Source organism: Solimonas marina, from assembly GCF_012241385.1.
GTDB classification, from domain to species: Bacteria; Pseudomonadota; Gammaproteobacteria; order Nevskiales; family Nevskiaceae; genus Solimonas; species Solimonas marina.
The window spans coordinates 424,913-448,257 of the sequence record NZ_JAAVXB010000003.1 but is presented as its reverse complement, the minus strand read 5'-3'; the positions used below and the strand labels follow the sequence as shown (position 1 = coordinate 448,257).

At 64.8% G+C, this 23,345-nt stretch carries 21 protein-coding genes; 11 read left to right on the top strand and 10 right to left on the bottom strand.

Annotation, left to right across the window (positions count from 1 at the left end):
• Positions 1-147 precede the first annotated feature (147 nt).
• A complete protein-coding gene (gene hisC / locus G7Y82_RS08245) occupies positions 148-1,332 on the top strand; it encodes a histidinol-phosphate transaminase (RefSeq protein ID WP_240954140.1) in 1,185 nt (394 codons plus the stop codon).
• Between the two features lie 62 nt (positions 1,333-1,394).
• Here hisC and G7Y82_RS08240 read toward each other — a convergent pair whose 3' ends face one another.
• Positions 1,395-2,114, bottom strand: coding sequence for a hypothetical protein (locus G7Y82_RS08240; protein WP_168147537.1), 720 nt, complete (start codon positions 2,112-2,114; stop codon positions 1,395-1,397).
• Between the two features lie 204 nt (positions 2,115-2,318).
• On the opposite strand from G7Y82_RS08240, the gene G7Y82_RS08235 reads away from it, so the two are divergent.
• Positions 2,319-3,908 (top strand): OpgD/OpgG family glucan biosynthesis protein, encoded by a 1,590-nt coding sequence (locus tag G7Y82_RS08235; protein ID WP_168147536.1) that lies wholly within the window; start codon positions 2,319-2,321, stop codon positions 3,906-3,908.
• Positions 3,909-3,925: 17 nt separating this feature from the next.
• Here G7Y82_RS08235 and G7Y82_RS08230 read toward each other — a convergent pair whose 3' ends face one another.
• The gene (locus tag G7Y82_RS08230) at positions 3,926-4,885 is read right to left on the bottom strand and encodes a LysR family transcriptional regulator (protein ID WP_168147535.1); all 960 of its coding nucleotides are present in this window, start codon (positions 4,883-4,885) and stop codon (positions 3,926-3,928) included.
• 110 nt (positions 4,886-4,995) lie between these two features.
• Between G7Y82_RS08230 and G7Y82_RS08225 the strand changes: the two genes are divergently transcribed.
• From G7Y82_RS08225 to G7Y82_RS08195, 7 genes are all read left to right on the top strand, one after another.
• On the top strand, positions 4,996-5,598 hold the full coding sequence (locus tag G7Y82_RS08225) for an FMN-dependent NADH-azoreductase (protein WP_168147534.1): 603 nt from the start codon (positions 4,996-4,998) through the stop codon (positions 5,596-5,598).
• Positions 5,599-5,624: 26 nt separating this feature from the next.
• The gene (locus tag G7Y82_RS08220; RefSeq protein WP_168147533.1) at positions 5,625-6,023 is read left to right on the top strand and encodes a DoxX family protein; all 399 of its coding nucleotides are present in this window, start codon (positions 5,625-5,627) and stop codon (positions 6,021-6,023) included.
• Between the two features lie 64 nt (positions 6,024-6,087).
• Positions 6,088-6,957 carry a pirin family protein gene (locus tag G7Y82_RS08215; RefSeq protein ID WP_168147532.1) on the top strand — a complete coding sequence of 290 codons (870 nt, stop codon included), beginning with the start codon at positions 6,088-6,090 and terminating at the stop codon, positions 6,955-6,957.
• A gap of 199 nt (positions 6,958-7,156) precedes the next feature.
• On the top strand, positions 7,157-7,720 hold the full coding sequence (gene ahpC / locus G7Y82_RS08210) for an alkyl hydroperoxide reductase subunit C (RefSeq protein WP_168147531.1): 564 nt from the start codon (positions 7,157-7,159) through the stop codon (positions 7,718-7,720).
• A gap of 158 nt (positions 7,721-7,878) precedes the next feature.
• The gene (gene ahpF / locus G7Y82_RS08205) at positions 7,879-9,459 is read left to right on the top strand and encodes an alkyl hydroperoxide reductase subunit F (protein ID WP_168147530.1); all 1,581 of its coding nucleotides are present in this window, start codon (positions 7,879-7,881) and stop codon (positions 9,457-9,459) included.
• Positions 9,460-9,939: 480 nt separating this feature from the next.
• The gene (locus G7Y82_RS08200; RefSeq protein ID WP_168147529.1) at positions 9,940-12,906 is read left to right on the top strand and encodes a protease pro-enzyme activation domain-containing protein; all 2,967 of its coding nucleotides are present in this window, start codon (positions 9,940-9,942) and stop codon (positions 12,904-12,906) included.
• 178 nt (positions 12,907-13,084) lie between these two features.
• Positions 13,085-14,869: an acyl-CoA dehydrogenase C-terminal domain-containing protein gene (locus G7Y82_RS08195; protein WP_168147528.1), complete on the top strand. Its 1,785-nt coding sequence runs from the start codon at positions 13,085-13,087 to the stop codon at positions 14,867-14,869.
• A gap of 53 nt (positions 14,870-14,922) precedes the next feature.
• On the opposite strand, the gene G7Y82_RS08190 is transcribed toward G7Y82_RS08195, so the two are convergent.
• The 7 genes from G7Y82_RS08190 to G7Y82_RS08160 all read right to left on the bottom strand — a co-directional run bounded on the left by G7Y82_RS08190 (position 14,923) and on the right by G7Y82_RS08160 (position 19,796).
• Complete coding sequence (locus G7Y82_RS08190) at positions 14,923-15,354, bottom strand: DUF3429 domain-containing protein (RefSeq protein WP_168147527.1); 432 nt, start codon at positions 15,352-15,354, stop codon at positions 14,923-14,925.
• Positions 15,355-15,451: 97 nt separating this feature from the next.
• The gene (locus tag G7Y82_RS08185) at positions 15,452-16,042 is read right to left on the bottom strand and encodes a ferritin-like domain-containing protein (RefSeq protein ID WP_168147526.1); all 591 of its coding nucleotides are present in this window, start codon (positions 16,040-16,042) and stop codon (positions 15,452-15,454) included.
• Positions 16,043-16,122: 80 nt separating this feature from the next.
• A complete protein-coding gene (locus G7Y82_RS08180; RefSeq protein ID WP_168147525.1) occupies positions 16,123-17,052 on the bottom strand; it encodes a sigma-70 family RNA polymerase sigma factor in 930 nt (309 codons plus the stop codon).
• An 89-nt stretch (positions 17,053-17,141) separates the two neighbouring features.
• Positions 17,142-17,795 (bottom strand): MBL fold metallo-hydrolase, encoded by a 654-nt coding sequence (locus tag G7Y82_RS08175; protein WP_168147524.1) that lies wholly within the window; start codon positions 17,793-17,795, stop codon positions 17,142-17,144.
• Complete coding sequence (locus tag G7Y82_RS08170) at positions 17,792-18,901, bottom strand: mechanosensitive ion channel family protein (protein ID WP_168147523.1); 1,110 nt, start codon at positions 18,899-18,901, stop codon at positions 17,792-17,794. The genes G7Y82_RS08175 and G7Y82_RS08170 overlap by 4 nt, the downstream gene beginning before the upstream one ends.
• 80 nt (positions 18,902-18,981) lie before the next feature.
• Complete coding sequence (locus G7Y82_RS08165; RefSeq protein ID WP_168147522.1) at positions 18,982-19,398, bottom strand: YchJ family protein; 417 nt, start codon at positions 19,396-19,398, stop codon at positions 18,982-18,984.
• Positions 19,398-19,796 (bottom strand): MAPEG family protein, encoded by a 399-nt coding sequence (locus G7Y82_RS08160; RefSeq protein WP_168147521.1) that lies wholly within the window; start codon positions 19,794-19,796, stop codon positions 19,398-19,400. Before G7Y82_RS08160 ends, G7Y82_RS08165 begins: the two co-directional genes overlap by 1 nt.
• A 110-nt stretch (positions 19,797-19,906) precedes the next feature.
• Here G7Y82_RS08160 and G7Y82_RS08155 point away from each other — a divergent pair, with 110 nt between their 5' ends.
• The gene (locus G7Y82_RS08155; RefSeq protein WP_168147520.1) at positions 19,907-21,469 is read left to right on the top strand and encodes a sodium:solute symporter family transporter; all 1,563 of its coding nucleotides are present in this window, start codon (positions 19,907-19,909) and stop codon (positions 21,467-21,469) included.
• Positions 21,470-21,474: 5 nt separating this feature from the next.
• Here G7Y82_RS08155 and G7Y82_RS08150 read toward each other — a convergent pair whose 3' ends face one another.
• On the bottom strand, positions 21,475-22,272 hold the full coding sequence (locus G7Y82_RS08150) for a class I SAM-dependent methyltransferase (RefSeq protein WP_168147519.1): 798 nt from the start codon (positions 22,270-22,272) through the stop codon (positions 21,475-21,477).
• 54 nt (positions 22,273-22,326) lie between these two features.
• On the opposite strand from G7Y82_RS08150, the gene G7Y82_RS08145 reads away from it, so the two are divergent.
• Entirely contained in the window at positions 22,327-23,343 is a 1,017-nt protein-coding gene (locus G7Y82_RS08145) for an alpha/beta fold hydrolase (protein WP_168147518.1), read from the top strand.
• Positions 23,344-23,345 lie beyond the last annotated feature (2 nt).

Sequence of the window (23,345 nt, the reverse complement as noted above, 5' to 3'; positions counted from 1 at the left end):
TTCAACAGCGAGATATTCGCAACAATCGCACTCGCGCTCGCGCTCGAGCGGTAGCTGCATCGATAGCGGTGAGCCTCGTGCTCACCGCTTTACTGAAGCCGCCGTCGGCCACCCAAAAGCCCGCCCCCTCACGTGGAACCCCGGCCATTGGCAACCAAAGTGAATTCGACCTTGCCAGACGTATATTTCAATCCTCACGTTGCCTCGCTGCCTAAGTACAACGCCGGACTCGGCCCCGAGGCTGCACAGGCCGCGAGCGGTCTTAAAACCATCGCGCGACTGGCCAGCAACGAAAACCCATACGGATGTTCGCCGTCGGTATCAAAAGCGCTGGAGGCCGTCGAGCCCTGGCGCTACTCCGATCCCGGCTGTCACCGTCTCCGGCTCGCACTGTCAGAACACCTCAGTGTGAGCCCGGACAAGCTCGTCATTGGCAACGGATCAGAGGAAATGATCGCGGCGTCAGCGCGCGCTTTCCTGCGGCCCGATGCCACGGCATTGACCGTTTCGCCGTGCTTCGGCCTACATGAGATCGAACCGCTCGCGGTCGGCGCAAAAGTTGAAAAGGTGCCGATGACGCCGAGCTTTGAGTTCGACATCATCGGCCTGGAGCGAGCGCTCGCACGTTCGCCGCATCTGCTATTTCTGCCTTCGCCGTGGAATCCCGTGGGCGCCGCACTCAATCACAAGGAGCTGCGCCGCCTCGTCTCCGCGACGCCCGACTCGACGATGTTCGTTCTTGACGAGGCGTACTACGAATTCACTTCTGAAGTCATCCCCGACGGGCTGTCACTGCTACGCGAATCCGGCCGTCCGTACATCGTCCTGCGCACATTCTCCAAGGCCTTCGGCCTCGCGGGGCTGCGGGTCGGCTATGCCGTCTGCTCCAGCGCCCCAATTGCTCGAATGCTAGCGGCCGCAAAGACGCCCTTCAATGTGAATGCCTCCGCACAAGCGGCGGCGCTGGCCGCACTCGCCGATCCGGGGTGGATGCAGGGCAGCGTGCGGCAGATCGTCGCCGAGCGCGAGCGCGTCGCCAATCGCCTGCGGCAGTCGGGTCTGCGTGTCGCGCCTTCAGAAGGCAATTTCCTGTTCGTAGAGACCGGCCGATCGAGTGAGTGCGTCGCTCGAGATCTCCTCAAGGCCGGGGTCATCGTCAAGCCGTGGATGGAGACGCCTTACGACAGCTTCATTCGCGTCTCGGTTGGCACCCCTGAAGAGAACGATCAATTCCTGGGCGCTCTCCTGCGTCACCCCGGCGCCTCCGAACCGGCAGTTTCAGCAAAAGCCAGCAGTGCTCGCTATGACCTTGGCCTCGCCCCGCACGCTTGATATCGGCACTACGCGAGACCACGACCCCATAACGCGCCGCAGAGCGTCGTCTTCCCGGAGGACTACACCCCGCTTATTGCAGGTGACTGACTGTGGCCAAGGTAGGTGCGTGCCATGTTCGCCAGACCATCTCGGTAATAGCCGAAGCGCTCGGCCAGTTCACGGAACACCTGCTGCACACCAAATTCGCTGGCGAGCGGATGTCGTGAGGCACGGAAGTAGTACGAGCAGCCCATCTTGCAGTAGTACTCGACGGTCACCGGGCGCCGCTTGTAGCGGTGCCGGTGCTCGACCCATTCGGCGCGGATGCCGGCGGTGAACATCGCGAAGTTGCCGATGTGCGAGTGCACGAGAAAACCGCGTTCGGGTCCGGCTTGCGAGGCGGCGGCGACCAGATCGACAAGATACTGGTAGGCATCCGCGTCGTTGCGCGTGACGCGGTAGAGCCGTTCGGCGTGCGTGAACAGTCCCAGCAGATTGGCGAGGTAGTGGATGGCTTGCCGCTCGCCGGACTCACGCGGCCCCGATGGCAGGCAGTGGCGCAGCATGACGTTGAAGAACAACTGTGGCGACACTTCCAGCCACAGCGTCTGCCGATCGTGAATCGCGTCGAACACGTAATCGGCTTCGAGCATCGAGTCGAGCGTCGATGGTCGTTCGATGACGCGTTGCGCCGCCTCTACGGCATCAATGCCGGGCACCGGGAAGTGCTCGAACAGAAAGACCAAATCGCGTGGCGTCAGCGCCTGCGCGCTGACCTGGGCGAAATCCGGCGCTTGCATCACGCACCTCCTTTCCGCAGGTCGACGCTTGAATTCAAGCAATTCCTTTGCCAGCTATCACCGAAGCACGTCACCGGCCGGCATCGTTCACCGACCGCTCATCTGCACACAGCGCACACTGCGCGCCAACGCCGAGGCCCACGTATGATCGGCGCCAGAAATATGACGGAGAACGCCGCGACGGCGCACGAGGGGAACACACGCATGAACAGGCGCGAACTGCTGAAGTCGACGGCAGCCTTGACGGCGACGGCGCTGCCGTCGCTGTCCGCCTTTCTGTCCTTACGCGCCGATGCTGACGAACTCAAGCCACTCGGCCACCCTCACCCGTTCGATTACGCGAAGCTCAAGGGCCGCGCGCGCGCGATGGCGGGCAAGCCCTGGCAGCCGCCGCCGACTACGTTGCCGAAGCCGATCGCAGGACTCGATTGGGATCGTTGGCAGTCGATCCGCTTTCGCGACGGCCACTCGCTGTGGCGCGACGAGCACCTCGACTTCCAGGCGCGCTTCTTCCATCTCGGCTTCACGGTCCGCACGCCCGTGCATCTGTTCGAGGTCGTCGACGGTCGCGCCACCGAGATCGCCTACGACAGCGCGATGTTCGACTACGGCAAGAGCGGCGTGAAACCAGGCTCGCTGCCGGCCGACCTCGGCTTCGCCGGCTTTCGCCTCTACTACGGCGACGACTTCCAGCGCGACGTCGCGGCGTTTCAGGGGGCGTCGTACTTTCGTGCGGTCGGCGGCGAGAAGCAGTACGGCCAGTCGGCGCGCGGCCTCGCGGTTGACTGCGGTTTGCCGCGCCCCGAAGAGTTCCCGACCTTCGTCGCCTACTGGCTCGAACGGCCTGCTGCGGGGGCAACATCGGTGACGGTCTATGGGCTGCTCGATTCGGCCAGCGTGACGGGCGCGTACCGCTTCATTCTCACGCCCGGCGACAGCTTCGTCATGGACATCGACACGGCGCTGTATTTGCGCAAGCCGATCGAGCGCATCGGCATCGCACCGCTGACCAGCATGTTCGAATGCGGCGAGAACGACCGGCGCGTCGCGCACGACTGGCGCCCGGAGATTCACGACACCGACGGGCTGCAGATCTGGAACGGACGCGGCGAGTGGATCTGGCGGCCGCTGGTCAATCCGTCGGCGGTCCACGTCAATTCGTTCTTCGACGACAATCCGCACGGCTTTGGCCTGATGCAGCGCGATCGAAATTTCGACCACTACCAGGACGACGGCGTGTTCTACGATCGTCGCCCGTCGGTTTGGGTTGAACCCAAGGAAGATTGGGGACCGGGCGTGGTGATGCTCGTCGAGATTCCGACGGCGGACGAAACCTCGGACAACATCGTCGCGTTCTGGAAACCGAAAGACCCGCTGCAGCCAGGACAGGAGTATCGCTATGCCTACCGCCTGAGCTGGGGCGCGCACCCTCCGTATCAGCCACCGTTGGGCACGACGCGCGCGACGCGCACCGGGCTCGGCGGCGTGGTCGGCCAGCCGCGCCGATATTTCTCGTGGCGCTTCGCGGTCGACTTTGCCGGCGGCCCGCTGACCGACCTGCCGCGCGATGCGAAGGTCGAAGCGGTCATCGAGCCGTCGCGTGGCCGCGTCGAGATCGTCTCGGCCCGCCCGCTCGACGCGATCAACGGCTGGCGCGCGATGTTCGACCTGGTGCCTGACGATAGCAGCGAGCCGATCGACATCCGCCTCTATCTGCGGCTCGACGGCAAGCCGCTGACCGAAACCTGGCTGTACCAATACACGCCGCCACCTGTCGATCAGCGTCAGCTCTGAGTGACGCGGGCGGCCGCCTAGTTCGACACCCCGCAATCCTCGGGCGGCGGCGCTTCGCCGCGCTCGACGCGCGCCTTGAGTGCGTGCATCCCCTTGATCTGCTCGCGAATGATCTCGGCGAGGCGCCAGGCACCGCGCCCCGGGTAATCGCGATCGGCGAACACCAGATACAACTCGATGTGACGCTCGCCGCCCTCGCGCATCGGCAGACGCTTGAGCTGCCCGCTTTCCAGCTCGGCCCGTATCGTGTCTTCGGCGAACCACGCGAAGCCCAGGCCCATCTTCGCTGCGGCAATCTGCGTCGCCTTGTGCGACACCGTCCAGCGCTGCTCGGCGCCCAGCCACGAACCCGATTCGCGGATGCGGTTGTGGGCCGAATCACGAATCACCAGCTGCCGGTAAGGGCGCAGGTCACGATGCGTCAGCTCGCGGCCCAGCTGATGCAGCGGGTGGTCCGGGTGCGCGGCGGCGACGAAGCGCACCCGCATCAGCGAATCGCCAATAAAGCCGCCGGGCACATGGCCGGCGATCGCGAAATCGACGCGCCGCTCGATCAGTGCCTCGTCGGTACCGCCAAGGACGGTCTCGTAAACCTGGACGCGGGTATCCGGCCGCTCCTCGGCGAAGCGCGCGAAACAGCGCAGCAGCAGCCAGGTCGGAAACACCACCTCGGCCGCCAGGCGCACTTCGGCCTCCCAGCCGGCGGCCATGCTCGATGCACCGCGCTCCAACGCCGTGGCCTCGGACAGCAACGTCTGCGCGCGCCGGTACAGCAGCTCGCCGTCGCGGGTCAGTTGCGCCTTGCGCCCCTGGATCTCGAAGATGCGAACGCCGAGCAGGGTCTCGATCTTCTGCACCGCATAAGTGATCGTCGACTGCGTCTTGTGCAGGCTCTCTGCGGCCTGGGCATAACCGCCGGACTCGACGACGGCGGTCAGCGCCCGCCACTGCTCCAGGCTGATCTTGGGCTGAGACATATCGATCCTTTCGATATATATGGCCGATAAATTCCGCTTTTTTATCGAACAAAGCAATCATTTAATGGCATCACTTTCTGACCAACGGGCTTTGCCCAGGGATGTGCGCCATGACCACTTTGCTTCAGATCAAGAGCAGCGTTTTCTCCGACTACGGCAACTCGACCGCGATGGCGAACGAATTCGTCACGCGCTGGAAGGCCGCCCATCCGGACGGCAAGGTCGTCGTCCGTGACGTCGGCGCCGAGCCGCTGCCGCATCTGTCGGCCGATCGCGTCAAGTCGTTCTTCACGCCGCCGGAAGCGCGCACGCCGGATCAGCAGGCGCACGCCGACGCCAGCCAGGAACTGATCGACGAGCTCAAGGCCGCCGACGTCATCGTGCTCGGCGTGCCGATGTACAACTTCGGCATTCCGTCGACGCTGAAAGCCTACTTCGATCACATCGCCCGCGCCGGCATCACCTTCCGCTACACCGCCAACGGCCCGGAAGGCCTGGTCAGCGGCAAGAAGGCCTATGTGTTCGCGGCGCGCGGCGGCCTCTACAAGGGCACGCCGGCCGACACGCAGACGCCGTACGTGATCAGCTTCCTCAACTTCATCGGCATCACCGACATCGACTTCGTTTACGCCGAAGGCCTCAACCTCGGCGATGAGCAGAAGAAGACCGCCCTGGCCGCCGCGACTGACGCAATCGGCGCGCTGGCCTTGTAATCGACAACCGGATCAGGAGACGCAACATGGACAAGTTCTTTGACACGACCCGCCCCTACGCGGACCTCGTCGGCCGCATTCTGATGGTGGTGCTGTTCGTCACCGCCGGCTGGGGCAAGCTGCACGGCTACGCCGGCACGCAGGCCTACATGGCGTCGATGGGCGTGCCCGGCGGCCTGCTGCCGCTGGTGATCCTGCTCGAACTCGGCGGCGGTATCGCCATCGCGTTGGGACTGTTCACGCGGCCGGTCGCGCTGATCCTGGCCGGCTTCAGCATCGTCACCGCGCTGATCTTTCACGACGGCGGCGACCAGACCAGCCAGATCATGTTCCTCAAGAACGTGTCGATCGCCGGCGGCTTCCTGTTCCTCGTCGCCAACGGCGCCGGTCGACTGAGTCTCGACCAGTTGCGTCGCAAGTCCTAAGTCCCGAAAGTCGGGCACGGCCGTCGATCCCCCGCGGCGGTCGTGCCCGCAACAGGAGTTCACCATGAGCACCGTTCGCCCCCTTCGCCACGTGATTCCGTCCGTCGCCACGTCCGATGGCGCCGGCGTCAAGCTGCGCCGTAGCATCGGCAGCCAGCGCGGCCTGTATCTCGACCCGTTCCTGATGCTCGACGAGTTCTATTCGGATAATCCGGATGATTACCTCGCCGGCTTCCCGTCGCACCCGCACCGCGGCTTCGAAACGGTGACCTATATGCTCGACGGCCACCTGCAGCACCGCGACCACCTCGGCAACACCGGCGACCTGCAACCGGGCAGCGTGCAGTGGATGACCGCCGCGCGCGGCATCATTCATTCGGAAATGCCGCAGCAGACCGAAGGCCGCATGCGCGGCTTCCAGCTGTGGATCAACCTGCCGGCCGCCGAGAAGATGAAGCCGGCCAGCTATCGCGACATTCCGGCCACCGACGTGCCGGCCGTCGATCTCGGTGGCGGGGTCGAGGTTCACGTCATCGCCGGCACGCTGGAAGCCGGTGACCAGCACGTCGACGGCCCGGTCAGTCCGGCTGCGGCGCCGCTCACGACCGAGCCCCTGTATCTCGACGTGCGGCTGGCGCCGGGTGCGAGCTTCCGCCAGCCGCTGGCCGATACGCGCACCGCCTTCGTCTATGTCTACGACGGCGAGGCGAAGATCGCCGGCAAGCCGCTGCCGAACCGCGCGGCCGGCGCGCTCGACGCCGGTGACACCGTGCAGATCGACGCCGGCCCGCAGGGCGCGCGCGTGCTGCTGCTCGCCGCGCGGCCGCTGCGCGAGCCCATCGTGCAGTACGGCCCGTTTGTCATGAACACCCGCGAAGAGATCGAGCAGGCGATCTTCGATTATCAGAGCGGCACGTTCGGCAAGGCGGCCTGAACCCGTAGCGGCAGCCCCCGGGGCCGGCTTTTGCCGGCCCTTTTTCGTGCCGGCCGCAATAGCAGCACCCGCGCGATGGGATCACGCTCCATCAATTTTCTTAATCGGAGGCATGACCACAATCAATTTTGCAAATTGAATAAATCCCCCTAGCATGGGGTCTCTGTACTCCACACACGACCTCAAGAGGATTTATCCGATGTCGCTGATCAACACCCCAGTCCCGCCGTTCAAGACGCAGGCCTTCCACAACGGCAAGTTCATCGAGGTCAGCAACGAGACCCTGAAAGGCAAGTGGTCGGTCCTGATCTTCATGCCGGCGGCCTTCACCTTCAACTGCCCGACGGAAGTCGAAGACGCCGCCGACAACTACGCCGAGTTCCAGAAGGCCGGCGCCGAGGTTTACATCGTCACCACCGACACGCACTTCTCGCACAAGGTGTGGCACGAAACCTCGCCGGCGGTCGGCAAAGCCAAGTTCCCGCTGGTCGGCGATCCGACGCATCAGCTGACGCGCGGCTTCGGCGTGCACATCGAGGAAGAAGGTCTGGCCCTGCGCGGCACCTTCATCGTCAACCCGGAAGGCATCATCAAGACGCTGGAAATTCATTCCAACGAGATCGCCCGTGACGTGACGGAAACGCTGCGCAAGCTGAAGGCCGCGCAGTACACCGCCGCGCATCCGGGTGAAGTCTGCCCGGCCAAGTGGAAGGACGGCGCCAAGACCATCGCCCCGTCGCTCGACCTGGTCGGTAAGATCTAAGGTCGCCCCGGCGCGGTCCGTTCACGACGGGCCGCGTGATCCTTCGGGATCGCGTATCGCGGTAGTGGCACCTCGCCCGGTTCCCCCGGGCCGGGCGAGGTCGCCTGTTTTTTCGATTCATTACCCCCAGATTCCCCCAAACGCCGCAGGAGAAGTCCATGTTGGACGCCAATCTCACATCGCAGTTGAAGGCCTATCTCGAAAAGGTCACCCGGCCGATCGAGATCGTGGCGTCCGTCGACGACGGCGCCAGCTCGCAGGAAATGCTGGAGCTGCTCAATGAGCTGAGCTCGCTTTCCGACAAGATCGCCCTGGTGGTCCATCGCGACGACGATCAGCGCAAGCCGTCGTTCTCGTTGAGCAGCCCCGGCCAGCCGATCGATCTGCGCTTCGCCGGCATCCCGATGGGCCACGAGTTCACCTCGCTGGTGCTGGCGCTGCTGCAGGTCGGCGGTCATCCGTCGAAGCTGTCGCAGGAGGTCATCGAGCAGATCAAGGATCTGCACGGCGAATACCGTTTCGAGACCTATTTCTCGCTGAGCTGCCAGAACTGCCCGGACGTCGTGCAGGCGTTGAACCTGATGTCGGTGCTGAACCCGAACATTCACCACGTTGCCATCGACGGCGCGCTGTTCCAGGAGGAAGTCGAAGCGCGCAAGGTGTTGTCGGTGCCGATGGTCTTTTTGAACGGCGAGAACTTCGCGCAGGGCCGCATGGGCGTCGAAGAAATCGTCGCCAAGCTCGACAGCGGCTCGGCCGCGCGTGAAGCGGCGAAGATGAATGACAAGGCACCGTTCGAGGTGCTGGTCGTCGGTGGCGGGCCGGCCGGTGCGGCGGCGGCGATCTACGCCGCGCGCAAGGGCATCCGCACCGGCGTCGCGGCCGAACGCTTCGGCGGCCAGGTGCTGGACACCATGGCCATCGAAAACTTCATCTCGGTACAGGCCACCGAAGGCCCGAAGCTTGGTGCCGCGTTGGAGGCGCACGTCAAGGATTACGACGTCGACCTGATGAACCTGCAGCGTGCCGAGAAGCTGATTGCCGGCAAGGACCTGATCGAGATCCAGTTCGCCAACGGCGGCTCGCTGAAGGCCAAGACCGTGGTGCTGTCGACCGGCGCACGCTGGCGCAACATGAACGTGCCGGGCGAGCAGGAGTATCGCAACAAGGGCGTGACGTTCTGCCCGCACTGCGACGGACCGCTGTTCAAGGGCAAGCGCGTCGCCGTGATCGGCGGCGGCAACTCCGGCGTCGAAGCAGCCATCGACCTCGCGGGCATCGTCAAGCACGTCACGCTGCTCGAGTTCGACAGCAAGCTGCGCGCCGACGACGTGCTGCAGCGCAAGCTGCACAGCCTGCCGAACGTCGACGTCATCACGTCGGCGCAGACCACCGAGGTGCTCGGCGACGGGCAGCAGGTCGGCGCGCTGACGTACAAGGATCGCGTCAGCGGCGAGTCCAGGAAGGTCGAGCTTGAAGGGGTGTTCGTGCAGATCGGCCTGCTGCCGAATACGGAATGGCTCAAGGACAGCGGCGTGACGCTGTCGCCGCGTGGCGAGATCGAGATCGACATCCGCGGACAGACCTCGCTCCCCGGCGTGTTTGCCGCCGGCGACGTCACGACCGTGCCGTACAAGCAGATCGTCATTGCAATGGGCGAGGGATCGAAGGCCGCGCTGTCGGCGTTCGACCACCTGATCCGCACGTCGGCGCCCCAGGAAGAGGCGAAGGCGGCATAAGGCTCGATAGCAAAGCACCAACTCAGTGCGGTACCGAGGCCTCCCGTGAAAACGGGAGGCCTTTTTCGTGTCTTTGCGCGTGGCACCCCAAAACTGCGCCGTCCGGTACAGAAAATCTGACAAACGGTGTCGGGACACGGATGAGCGGCAGCCCCACTGGGCCACACTTCGAGTAGGAAATTCAACTCAATGCCGTGGGTATACCCCCAGAAAATCGCGAATTGGGCGTTTTTACTGGCACCCACCTTGCGCTTGCGCTCGTATGCTGACCGTCGAGTCAGTTTTGCGAAAAGGGGGCGACAAGCAAAACCAGGTCCCCGTCCGGACACCGGATCGGGAACGGGGTGAGGTGATTCCAGGCCACGGCACCAATGTCGTGCGCCACAGGGTCGGGGCTCTTCTTTCGAAGCACATCAATCGGTGCGGGCATTGGCCTGCGCCACGGGGTCGGCTGTTTTCTCAATTCAGGGAGTTCATCAGATGTCCGAACATCGTCGTTACACACATCGCCTGCTGGGCAGCGCCGCCGCGGTGGCCCTGCTCGGAGCGAGCGGCATGGCCCACGCCTGGGTCGATACCGCCACCAAGGGCTTTCCATTCAAGTCCAGCATTGGACTGAGCGCGGTCAAGAACGTGCAGCCGCTGCGCGTCGTCGTCTCGCTCAATCTACGCAACGAGGCGGAACTCAAGCAGTACATCAAGGACCAGCACACGGTCGGCTCGCTGTCGTACGGCACGGTGCTGAAGACCGGCGAGTTCACCGAACGCTACGCGCCGACCACCGCCGATGCGCAGAAGGTCGCGAACTACCTGAACAGCATGGGCTTCACGAATGTCGTGATCCAGCCCGGCCGTACGCTGATCAGCGCCAGCGGCACCGCCGCTGTTGCACAGAAGGCGTTCAATACGACGATCAAGCAGTTCTCGTTCAACGGCAAGACCGCGTACAGCAACATCACCACCGCGCAGGTTCCGGATTCGATCAGCGGCCTGGTGCGCAGCGTCGTCGGTCTCGACAGCCTGTCGACGATGACCACGCATCACAGCAAGGCTGACGTCACGACCAATGCCCTGCCGGCCCTGAATTTCAGCTACAACGCCTCGGAGTACCAGACGGTCTACAACGCGGGCACGACGCCGACCGGTTCAGGCACGTCGCTGGCCATCTCCAGCGCCGGCGACGATCTGTCACAGGTCGTCAGCGACCTGCGCCAGTACGAAGAGATCAACGGCCTGCCGCAGGTTCCGGTGCGCATCGTCAACGTCCAGGCGCCGGGCACCGACACCAGCGGTGACGGCGAGTGGGCACTCGACAGTCAGTCGTCGAGTGGCATCGCCGGCGACCTCAAGGAAATCGTCTTCTACAACTCCGCGTCGCTGAGCAACGGTGACCTGCTGCTCGCCACCAATCAGTTTGCGCAGGACAACCGGTCGCCGATCGGCAACATGTCGTACGGCGGTTGCGACGTGCTCTACGCGATCGACGGTGGCGCAGCCGCCAGCGACGCCTCGTTCATGCAGGCCGCCGCCCAGGGCCAGACCTGGTTCGCGTCGAGCGGCGACGCCGGTGCGGCCTGCACCGTGCTGATCAATCTCGGCCTGCCGGACTCCGGCCCGATCAGCGCCGAATACCCGGCCTCGTCGCCGTACGTGGTCGCCGTCGGCGGCACGACGCTGCTGTCCGACAGTGGCTACAACTACGTCAGCGAGCTGTCGTGGGACGCCGGCGGCGGTGGCACCAGCTACTTCGAACCGGCGCCAGACTGGCAGTCGGGCGTCGCCTTGCTGGCAACGGTCGCCGGCTTGCGCGCGGTCCCGGACATCGCAATGGATGCCGACCCGAACACCGGCGCGTCGATCGTCGTCGGGGGCGACACCGGCTCCGTCTACGGCGGTACCAGTCTCGCGTCGCCGCTGGCGGCCGGTTCGTGGGCACGCCTGCAGAGCGCGCGCTGCAACACCATGACCTTCGCCGCGCCGCTGATCTACGCGCTCAGCGACGGTTCCACCGCGACCGGCTTCCATGACGTGGTGCTCGGCACCAACGGCCTGTGGATCGCAACACCGGGTTGGGACTACACGACCGGCTTCGGCTCGTTCGACATCAGCGCCGTCAACGCCGCCCTGCCGGCCGGTCCGGACAGCTGCCCGGCCGATCCGGATGCACCGGCCGCCGGCAGCGTGACCGTCGTCGGCTACGGCGCGACGGACGACAGCGGCAGCAGCGGCAGCGACGCGTCCTGCACGACCGAAGAAACCGAGCTGACCACCTGGGACGGCACCGTCGGCGTCGGCCTGCTCGGCATCGGCGCCTCGCCGGTCGACCACACGGTGACGCTGCCGGACGACAGCAGCATCGTCGGCCTGCGCGTCCGCGTCGACTGGGCCAGCTCGTCGGTCGATCTCGACATGACGGTGACGCCGCCGTCGGGCACTGCGCAGACGTCGGCGCAGGGCAGCACCACCTATGAGGAAGTGAACTTCGCGTCGGCCAACGGCGTCGGCTCGGCCCCGCCGGCCGGCGACTACACGGTCGAAGTCACGCCGTACACGAACCCGACGCCGGGTTATGCCTACACCGGCACCGCCTACGTGACCAAGCAGACCTGCGACACGGACACGAGCGGCGGCACGACGGGCGGTGACACCACCGGCGGCGATACCACTGGCGGCAGCACCACGGGTGGCGACACCGGCACGACGACCGGCCCGGTCGCGAAGCTTTCGGCCTCGCAGACCACGGGTCCGACGCCGCTGCAGGTGACGTTCGACGCTTCCGACTCGACCCTGGCCAGCGATGGCGCCGCGATCACCCAGTACACGTTCTACTTTGGTGACGGTACCGACCCGGTTGTCACGACCTCGCCGACGGTCAGCTACACCTACCCGGCGGCCGGCTCGTTCGATGCCAAGCTCGTCATCACCGACGCCGACGGCAGCACCGCGACGTCCGATGCCGTGACGATCACGCCGACCACCAGCGTCACGGTGACCGGCTCCGACCACGCAGTCGCAGCGATGATCGTGACGCCGACCAGCGGTTCGGTGCCGCTGACCGTGACCTTCGACGGCTCACGCTCGTTCGGCGCCGACGGCAACGAAATCTCCAGCTACACCTGGGACTTCGGCGACGGCTCGAATCCGGTCACCACGACCACGGCCACCACCTCGCACGTCTACACCACGGTCGGCACCTTCACGCCGTCGCTGACGGTCACCGACAGCGCCAACAACGTCTCGCCGCAGGCCGCCAAGGCGCAGGTGCAGACCGTTGCCAGCGGTGGCTCGACCACCGGCGGTGCCACCACCGGCGGCTCCGGCTCGTCGGGCGGCAGCAGTGCGGCGACCAATGGCAACAACGGCGGCGCGCTCGGCTCCGGCCTGCTCAGCGTCCTCGCCGGCTTCGCGCTCCTGCGTCGCCGTCGCGGCCTGCGTCTGATGCACTAAAAGCCCACGCCAATGCAGCAACGAAAAGGGGCGGCCCGTGCCGCCCCTTTTTTCATGCGCGTTCATCCGTGTCGTCGTGCACCGAAGGTCAAACATACGCTACAGTATGGACCTGACTTTCGGGCGCCCCACGCTGGGGCATTCCATCCGTATTCGTTTTTACCTTCGGAGTTTTTCGATGCCGCAATACACCCCGCCGCAGCGCGACATGGCCTTCGTCCTGCACGAGATGCTGAACGTTGAAGCCGCCTTCAAGGCGCTGCCCCAACATGCCGACATCGACGCCGAAACCGTCGATTCGATCATCGAGGAAGCCGGCAAGTTCGCCGCCAACGTGATCTTCCCGCTCAACCAGTCGGGCGACGAGGAAGGCTGCACCTATGTCGGCGACGGCGTCGTCACCGCCCCCAAGGGCTTCAAGGAAGCCTATGCCCAGTACTGCGAGCAGGGCTGGCCGGCGCTGTCGTGCGATCCGGATTTCGGCGGCCAGGGCCTGCCGGAGCTGGTCAACAATGTGCTGTTCGAGATGCTGAACTCGGCCAACCAGGCCTGGACCATGTACCCCGGCCTGTCGCACGGCGCCTACGCAGCGCTGATCGCGCGCGGCAACGACGAGCTGAAGCAGGCCTATCTGCCGAAGCTGGTGTCCGGCGAATGGACCGGCACGATGTGTCTGACCGAACCGCACGCCGGTACCGACCTCGGCATCATCCGCACCAAGGCCGAGCCGAACGCCGACGGCAGCTACGCGATCAGCGGCACCAAGATCTTCATCTCGGCCGGTGAGCACGACCTGTCGGGCAACATCATTCACCTCGTCCTCGCGCGCCTGCCGGACGCACCGGCCGGCACCAAGGGCATTTCGCTGTTCATCGTGCCGAAGTTCATTCCGAACGCCGACGGCACGCCGGGCGAGCGCAACACCGTCAAGTGCACGTCGATCGAGCACAAGATGGGCATCCACGCCAACGCCACCAGCGTCATCAACCTCGACGGCGCCAAGGGCTGGCTGGTCGGCGAGCCGCACAAGGGCATGAGCGGCATGTTCATCATGATGAATGGCGCGCGCCTCGGCGTCGGCATGCAGTCGTTGGGCCTCGGCGAAGTCGCGTATCAGAACTCGCTGGCCTACGCCAAGGACCGCCTGCAGTCGCGCGCGCTGACCGGCGCCAAGCTCAAGGACAAGGCGGCCGACCCGATCATCGTCCACCCGGACGTGCGCCGCATGCTGCTGACGCAGAAGGCCTACAACGAAGCCGGACGCTTCCTGACCTATTGGGTCGGCCTGATGATCGACCAGTCGCACAAGCATCCGGACGAGAAGGTCCGCGAAGACGCCGACGATCTGGTCGCGCTGCTGACGCCGATCGTCAAGGCGTTCATCACCGACAACGCCTTCGAAAGCACCAACCTCGGCATGCAGGTGTTCGGTGGCCACGGCTTCATCAAGGAAACCGGTGTCGAACAGTACGTGCGCGACGCGCGCATCAACCTGATCTACGAAGGCACCAACACCATTCAGTCGCTGGACCTGATCGGCCGCAAGGTGCTGCACGACGGCGGCAAGAAGCTCAGCAAGTTCGGCAAGCTGATCGCCGGCTTCGTCAAGGACAACGCCGACCAGCCGGAGATGAAGGAATTCATCGAGCCGCTGATGGATATCGGCGACAAGGTCACCAAGCTGACCGGCGAGATCGGCCAGAACGCGATGAAGAATCCCGACGATCTCGGCGCCGCCGCCGTGCCCTATCTGCGTGTCGTCGGCCATCTGGTCTACGCCTACCTGTGGGCGCGCATGGCGCGTGTCGCACTCGACAAGCAGGGCGAGAGCGACTTCTACAAGGCCAAGCTCGCCACCGCGCGCTTCTACTTCGCCAAGCTGCTGCCGGAGACGGCGTACCAGATCCGCAGCGCACGCGCCGGTTCGGCGACGCTGATGGCGATGGATGTCGAGCTGTTCTGAGTCTCTCGTGATGCAAAAAAGCCCGGCCAGTGCCGGGCCTTTTTGTTGCGCGCTCACCCCAGGCAGAGGCGCCAGATCAGGCAGGCCACGACACCGACCGTCAGCGTGATGCGCAGGCGAAAATAGCTGCCGACCGGGTCGAGCACGCGTTCGCGCCAGATTTCGGCCAATGCCTGCAGGATGAAAACCACCGCGAGCGCCAGTAGTGCCCATGGAGACGGCAATAGCATCGAGGCCCACGCGCAAACCAGGAGTGCAGCGGCGACGCACGCCCCGAACAGCCCGGCCGGGTTACCGGAGACCATCAGGGCCACGCCCCAGAAGCTGCCAGCCATGAACGCAGCGATGAAGCCCGCGTAGCGCTGCCACGCCGGGTCCAGCCACGCCGGCACCGTCTCCGGCGACAGCGTCATCCACAACGGCCCGGCGAAGAACGGCAGCAGGCCGGCGTAACCCAGCGCGGACAACAGCGGCGGCAGCTTCATCGCGACTCCCGGCTATGCAGAGGTACAAGCCTAGTCCGCCGCGCGCCCAACAAAAAGGGCCGGAACGAGCCGGCCCTTCGAAAACTGCTGACGACGATCAATGCGCCGTGGCGTTACGCCGCACCGGCTCGCGTGCCGGCTCCCCTTTCTTGCCCAGCTCCTCGAGCAGCGTGCTGAGATCCTCGGCGTGCTCTTCTTCCTTGGCGAGAATTTCTTCCATCACGCGGCGGCTGGTCGGATCGTCATTTCCCAGGTATTCGATGATCTCGCGATAGCTGTCGATGGCGATGCGCTCGGCGACCAGATCCTCCTGCAACATCTCGACGATGTCTTCGCCCTCGACGTAGTCCGAGTGGCTGCGGGTCATGATGCCTTCCGGTGACAGATTGGGCTTGCCGCCAAGCTGCACGATGCGCTGCGCGATCAAATCCGCATGCTGCTGCTCTTCGGCGGCATGTTCGTTGAATTCGGCGGCGATCGCCTTGGCGTTGATGCCGGACGCCGCGAACGCGTGATACTTGTAGCGCAGCGTGCAGACGATCTCGGTCGCCAGCGCTTCATTGAGAATCTTGATCACCGTCTTGCGGTCGGCCTTGTAGCCTTCGGTGACGGCACCGTTGTAAATGTGCTGGCGCGCACGACGACGAATGTTCTCGATGTCGGCAACGAATGGCTTGGTGTCGCTCATGTCGGCTCCCTCGCTTGACGTGTTGGTGGACATTTCAGACATTCAGTCTGCGTTTCAGCGATGAATCGAGCCTGACCACTTCAATCGTTCAGGAAGCGCCGCAACTTGTCGGGGTTACGGACGATGTAGATCCCGCAAATGCGTCCGCCGGCATCCGGCTCCAGTGCGATGGTCTGTATCGGCACGCCACCCTGCGTGCGCAGCAAGACGCCCGGCAAGCCGTTGATGCGCATGAACTCCAGACGCGTATCCGGTGCCGGTCCATGCTTGCGCAACATGCCCATATAGACCTTGAGCAGACGCGCACGCCCCAGAATCGGCACGCCGATCGTCGCCACGCGCCGTCCCCCGTCAGCCAGCAGTTGCGCGTCCTCGGCGAGTAGCGACTTCAGGGTTTCGACATCGCCCGAATGCGAAGCCTGAACGAAAGCCCGCACCAATCGTTCGCCCTGGTCCGCCGTCACCGCGAAGCGAGGGCGCGCCTCGCGCAGGTGCTCCCGCGCGCGCGCCGCCAGCTGGCGGCAGCTGGCCGGGGTCCGCTGCAAGGCTGCAGCGATCTCGGCAAAGTCGAGCTCGAATACGTCGTGCAACAAAAAGGCGGCGCGCTCGAGCGGTGACAGGCGCTCGAGCGCGAGCAGGAAGGCATAAGACAGATCAGATGCCAGTTCGACAGCCGGCGCCGGGCCGTCGACGCTCGGCACATCACCGTCGAGCAGCGGCTCGGGCAGCCACGGCCCGAAGTAGACCTCACGCTGCGCTCGCGCCGACTTCATCCGGTCGAGGCACAGACGCGTGACGGTTTTCGCGAGAAACGCACGCGGCACACGCACCGCACCCCTCGCGGCATCCTGCCAGCGCAGCCAGGCATCCTGGACGACATCCTCGGCTTCGGCGTGAGACCCCAGCATGCGGTACGCCAAGCCGATCAGGAATGCCCGATGCGTCTCGAACGCCGCGCTATCCGCCTCGTCTTGTGCTCCGCCTTCGCGGCGCCCATCAATGCTGTGCATGCCCGATCTCCTGATGTTCACCCAGATGACGAACATCGGCGACCACTTGTGACATGCCGCACGGCCGGCCGCCGCGAACCGCGCACATTTCAGCCGAAGCGGCGATCCGCCACGAAGGGATTGTTGCGACGCTCCTCACCGAAGGTCGACAATGGGCCGTGACCGGGCACAAAGCGGTTGTCGTCGCCGAGCGGAAACAGGCGCTCGCGAATCGACGCGACCAGGTCGTCATGATTGCCACGCGGAAAATCGCTGCGGCCGATGCTGCCGGCGAACAACACGTCGCCGACCAGAGCGATCTGCGACGGCGCGTGGTGGAACACGACATGGCCCGGCGTATGCCCGGGGCAATGCAGGACATCGAACGTCAGGCTGCCGACCGTCACCGCGTCACCGTGCTGCAGCCAGCGTGTCGGCACGAAACTGCGTGCGGGCGGAAAGCCGTAACGCGCCGCCGCTTCGGGCAGGCCTTCGATCCAGAATTCGTCGTCTTCATGCGGCCCTTCGATCGGCACCCCGAGCCGCTCGGCAAGCTCGGCGACGCCGCTGGCGTGATCGAGGTGCCCGTGCGTCACGAGCAGCTTTTCGATCGTCACACCGTGATGCTGCGCCCGTTCCAGCAATCGATCGATCTCGCCACCGGCATCGACCAGCGCACCACGCATGGTCTGCGTGTCCCACAGCAGCGTGCAGTTTTGCTGAAAGGCAGTGACCGGAATGATTTCGGCGCGCAACGTGCTCATGCCGACGCCTCCGGTGCCGCGCCGCCGGCACGCGATCCGCGCACCTCGACCGGGCTGGCGACGTGCAGCGTACGCGTCGGATAAGCAAAGCCGATGCCCTCGTCGGCAAACCGGCGCACCATGCCCAGATTGATCGCTTGCTGCGTATCCATGTACTTGTTGTAGTCCGGATCCAGCATCCAGTAGACGACCTCGAAGTCGTACGACGAATCGCCGAAGCTGGCGAAGTGCGCGCGGTCGAAGCGCACCAGGTCCTGATTCTTGATGATCTCGGCAACCATTTCCGGCACCTGGCCGAGCAGGGCCGGCGATGTTTCGTAGAGGATGCCGAACTTGAAGACGATGCGCCGCTCGCGCATGCGCTTGTAGTTGTGCACGCGCGCCTTGAGCAGGTCGCTGTTGGCAAATACCAATTGCTCGCCGCTGAGTGCGCGCACGCGCGTGGTCTTCAGGCCAACGTGCTCGACGGTGCCGGCGCAATCGTCGACGACAATGAAGTCGCCGATCTCGAACGGCTTGTCGATGACAATGGACAGCGACGCAAACAGATCGCCGAGGATGTTCTGCACGGCCAGCGCAACGGCGACGCCGCCGACACCGAGACCGGCGACCATGGCCGTGACGTCGACGCCGATGTTGTCCAGACCGACCAGCACCAGCACCGCCCACAGCACCAGCTTGACGACGAATTTGATGGCACCGAGGCTGGTCGCCGCGCCGGCGTTCTCGCGCATCGCACGTTCGCGCGACTGCGCCACCCAGAAGTCGACGGCGCCACCGATCCACAGGCCGAGTTGCAGCACCAACGCCAGCGACGCCGCGCCCTTGATGATTTCGTTGCCGCGATCGGGCAAATCCAGCGAATGCCCGGCGATCCAGAATGCCGGCAAGCAGACCAGCAACAAATGCGTCTTGCGCACCACATAGACGACGAGATCGTCGACCGACGTGTCGGTGCGCTTGGCGAATTGTGCGAAACGGCGCACCACCAGCGAACGCACCACGCTGACCGCCAGCACGATCGCGATGGTGATGCCGATTGCGACCAGCCAGGTCTGCAAGGTGTTGTCGACGAATTTGAGCTGCAGCAACGACGAGAACGACATGGGAAACGATGCCTTGTTTGCGATGAACGATCGTCGACGGCTTCAGCCACCGACGCTGATTCGTAAATTCCGACGCCCGCTCACCGGCGGCGGCGGGCCTCCATGATATCGCCGTCGACGTAATACCAGCGTCCCGCTTCGCGGCGGAAGCGGCTGCGCTCGTGCAGGCGCTGGGCGCTACCACCGCCAATCCGTGACACCGCGACGAACTCGACCTCGGCCGCATCCGGCCCCTGCGTCGCCGGCCGATGACCAATGATGCGCAAGCTCAACCAGGTGGTCTGCGGGTCCAGGTCGTCCGTGGTCAGCGTCGGCCGCGTTGATGGGTGCCAGGTCTCGACCAGATATGGCGCCAGGCGCAGCGCGTAGGCGCTATAGCGCGAACGCATCAAGGCCTCGGCGTCCGCGGCCGGCGCGCCGTCATGCAAGAGCGCACAACATTGCCCATACGGCATGCCGGAGCCGCAAGGACACGCCACCACGTTCGTTGCCGCCATCAGAACGTCAGCGGCAACACACGCAGCCCCTGCCAGGCGCAGAGCAAGGAGGCGAGCAGTAGCACGAGGAATGTCAGCGCCGTACCCCACATGCGGCCGAAGCGGAAATGCTCACTGAATGCGAACGCCCAACCATGCAACAAGCGACCGATCAACAGCATCAGGCCAAGCGCGTGCAGCACATAGACCGACGCGCGACTGAGTTCGAGCACGCCGATCAGCAACAGGCACAACGGCACGTATTCGGTGAAGTTCGCATGGCCGCGAATACGCCGCAGCATGATCGGATCACCGCCGTCGCCCAGAGAAATGCCGCTCGCGCGCTTTTGCACGACGCGCACCGACAACACCAGAAACCACACGCCCAGCAGTCCGGCATACAGCGGTGTCACCATCATGTCGTCATCCCCATCTGGAAATTCCGCAAGCCTAGCATCGCAGGCCGATGCGGTTTGCATGGTCTGCCCATCCGTGCTTCCCTTAAAAAGGGAGAACAACGACAGCCATCATGATCCAGCTTTCCGGGCTCGACTACATCGCGATCGCCCTCTACTTCTTGGCGACGCTCGCCATCGCAATCTGGGCGGCACGCGGCAAGACCACGTCCGAAGACCTGTTCCTCGCCGGACGCTCGCTGGGGCCGATGGCGGTCGGCTTCTCGCTGTTCGCCGCCAACGTCTCGACCGACACCATCATCGGACTGCCTGGCGCGGCGTACCGCACCGGCATTTCGGCCGCCAACTACGAGTGGATGGCGGGCGTTGTGCTCATGTTCACCGTGTTCTTCGTGTTGCCGATCCTGGTTCGCGCACGCGTCAACACCATGCCGGAGATGATGGAGCGGCGCTTTGACCACCGCATGCGTAAATATCTGTCGGTGATCACGCTGTTTCTGTCAATCGTGCTCGACACCGCCGGCACGATCTACGGCGGCGCGCTGATCATCACCACGTTCGTACCATCGCTGGGCTTGTGGGAAACGGCGCTGGGCATCGCCATTTTCACCGGCATCTACACCGCCGCCGGCGGCCTGCGTGCGGTCGTCTATACCGACATGATGCAGGCCTTCGTGCTGCTCGGCGGCGCCGCGGTGCTGGCCTTCATCCTGTTCGGCAAGTTCGACTATTCGTGGGCAGCCGTGAAATCGTCGGTGTCGCCCGATCACCTCTCGCTGATCCGCCCAATTCACGATGAAGGCGTACCCTGGCTCGGCCTGCTCACCGGCCTGCCGATCGTCGGCTTCTACTACTGGACGATGAACCAGTACGTCGTGCAGCGCATCCTCGGCGCACGCGACATCAGCGCCGCCAGCCACGCGTCGGTGATCGCCGCCGCACTGAAACTGCTGCCGCTGTTCCTGATGACGCTGCCGGGCGTGATGGCCATCTCGCTGCTGCCGGGCCTCGACCATCCCGATCAGGTGTTCCCGGCGCTGGTCACGCATTTCGCGCCGTCCGGGCTTGCGGGCCTGATCCTCGCCGGCCTGATCGCGGCATTGATGTCGACCTGCTCGGCGACGCTGAATTCGGCGGCAACGCTGGTGACGCTGGACTTCGTGCAACCGCGCCGACCGAACATGACGCAGGATCAGCTGGTGCGAACCGGCCGCATCGCGACCATCGTCATCACCCTGCTCGCCGCGCTGTGGGCGCCCAACATCCGGCATTTCCAGGGTTTGTGGGCCTACCTGCAGCAGGTCTTCGCCTTCGTCGCCTCGCCACTGGTCGCGATCTTCCTGATGGGAATCTGGATGCGCAGCCTCGGTTCACGCGCCGCGTTCCGCGGCCTGATCTGCGGTCACGTGTTCAGTGCCGCGCTGTTCGTCCTGCGCGAGACCGGCATCGTGACACTGCATTTCACGATCATCGCCGGTGTGGTCTGCGCGGCGACGGCCGTGTTCGCCTACCTGTGGATGCTCATCCTCGGCGAGGCCGATCGCCCGAGCGCGAAAGACGCCCGCATTGCGTTGATCAGCCACGGCGACGATCTGCCACGCGTGCCGCGTGACGCCAAGATCGCAGCGATCGCAGTGCTGATCGCGACGGCGATCATCGTGTACTGCTTCCGCTAGCGGTCTCAGCCGGGCTTGCGGCCGACAACGCTGCGGCTCGGCAGGATGAACAGGAAGTTGGGCGCGCCGATCTGCACCGCCTCGAATCCGTGCGCGCGCAGCAGGTCGGCATAAGCACGGACCTGCGCGACATCGATCAACAGGACGCGTCCTCCGGGACGCAGCACCCGAGCGATCTCGGCGATGGCCGTGCGCCGATCGTCGGCCGTGGCGAGATTGTGCAGCGTCCAGCTCGACACGACGACGTCGAAGCTGGACGCATGAAACGGCAAGGCCAACGCATCGGCGGTGCGGACCTCGACGCGCTGGGCGTAGCCTTCCAGTCGCAGGTTGCGCAGCGCCGCTTCCGGGGCATTGCGAGACTGCTGATCCTTGCGCCAGAGATCGATGCCGATCACCCGACCGCTCGTCAACCGCGAGGCGACGCCGGCCATCATCAGGCCACGGCCACAGCCGATATCGAGCACACGCTCGTCACCACGCCACGGCATCGCATTGAGCAGCTTGTCGCGCAGGCGGAATTTGCCGACCCTGCTGCCCCACAGCAGTACGCAGGCCGACGCTACAAAAACCCAGCCGGCCATGCCCAGAGAGCGGCCCAGTGACAGCGCCTGCAGCTTCATCGCCAACGGCAACAAGCCGACCAGCGACGGCATCGCGAATTGCAGGACCAGCGCCGCACTGCCAAACATCAGCAGGCGACGCACGACGTCTGGCGCATCGATGCCGTAGTCGGGCTTTTCAGGGGGCGTTTCGTTTTCTGGATTCATGGCGTCGCGGCGTGCCGCGGTTTGCGTCGGCATCGGCCGCTGCGCCAGCATAGCGGCCTCCCCCCGAATCCCGAAAGGAGTGCCGCCGTGCGCCTAGGCCTGTTGTGCATCGTCGCGTTGATATTGTTCCCCATCACGAACGCGAACGCGCGTGAACAAAAGGCTTATGGCGCCGAACTGCAGGCGTTCTCGTACCCCTATCCGGTGCAGCACTACACGTTCATGTCACAGCGCCAGCAGCTGTCGATGGCGTACATGGACATCGCCGCAGACAAGCCGAACGGACGCACCGCGGTATTGCTGCACGGCAAGAATTTCTGCGGCGCCACCTGGGTGACGACCATTGCCGCGCTGCACGCCGCCGGCTACCGCGTCATCGCGCCGGACCAGATTGGCTTCTGCAAGTCGAGCAAGCCGGCGAGTTATCAATTCAGCTTCGAGCAGCTGGCCGCGAATACGCATGCGCTGCTTGGGCAACTCGGCGTCGAGCATGTCGTGCTGGTCGGCCACTCGATGGGCGGCATGCTGGCGGTGCGCTACGCGCTGATGTACCCGCAGCAGCTCGACGCGCTGGCGCTGGTCAACCCGATCGGCCTCGAAGACTGGCGCCAGAAGGGCGTGCCGTGGCGCAGCGTCGACGAATGGTACGCGAAGACCCTGCAGACGAGCTTCGACGGCATCAAGCGCTATCAACAGAGCACGTACTACGCGGGCCACTGGAAGCCCGAATACGATCGCTGGGTCGACATGCTCGCCGGCATGTACGAGGGAGACGCGCGCAAGACGATGGCCTGGGACCAGGCACTGACCTACGACATGATCATGAGTCAGCCAGTGATCCACGATATCGGCGCGATCCGCACGCCGACTCTGCTGCTGATCGGCGAACTCGACAACACCGCGGTCGGCAAGGACTTGGCACCGCCGTCGCTGGCCAGGACGCTCGGCAACTATCCGGTGCTGGCGCGCGAAGCCGCGGCGCGCATCCCTCACGCAACGCTGGTGCCGTTCCCGGATTGCGGGCACGCGCCGCAGATCCAGCAGCCGCAGCGTTTCAACGAGACGCTGATCGCACGACTGCCCACGCTGCTCGCAACCGATTGACG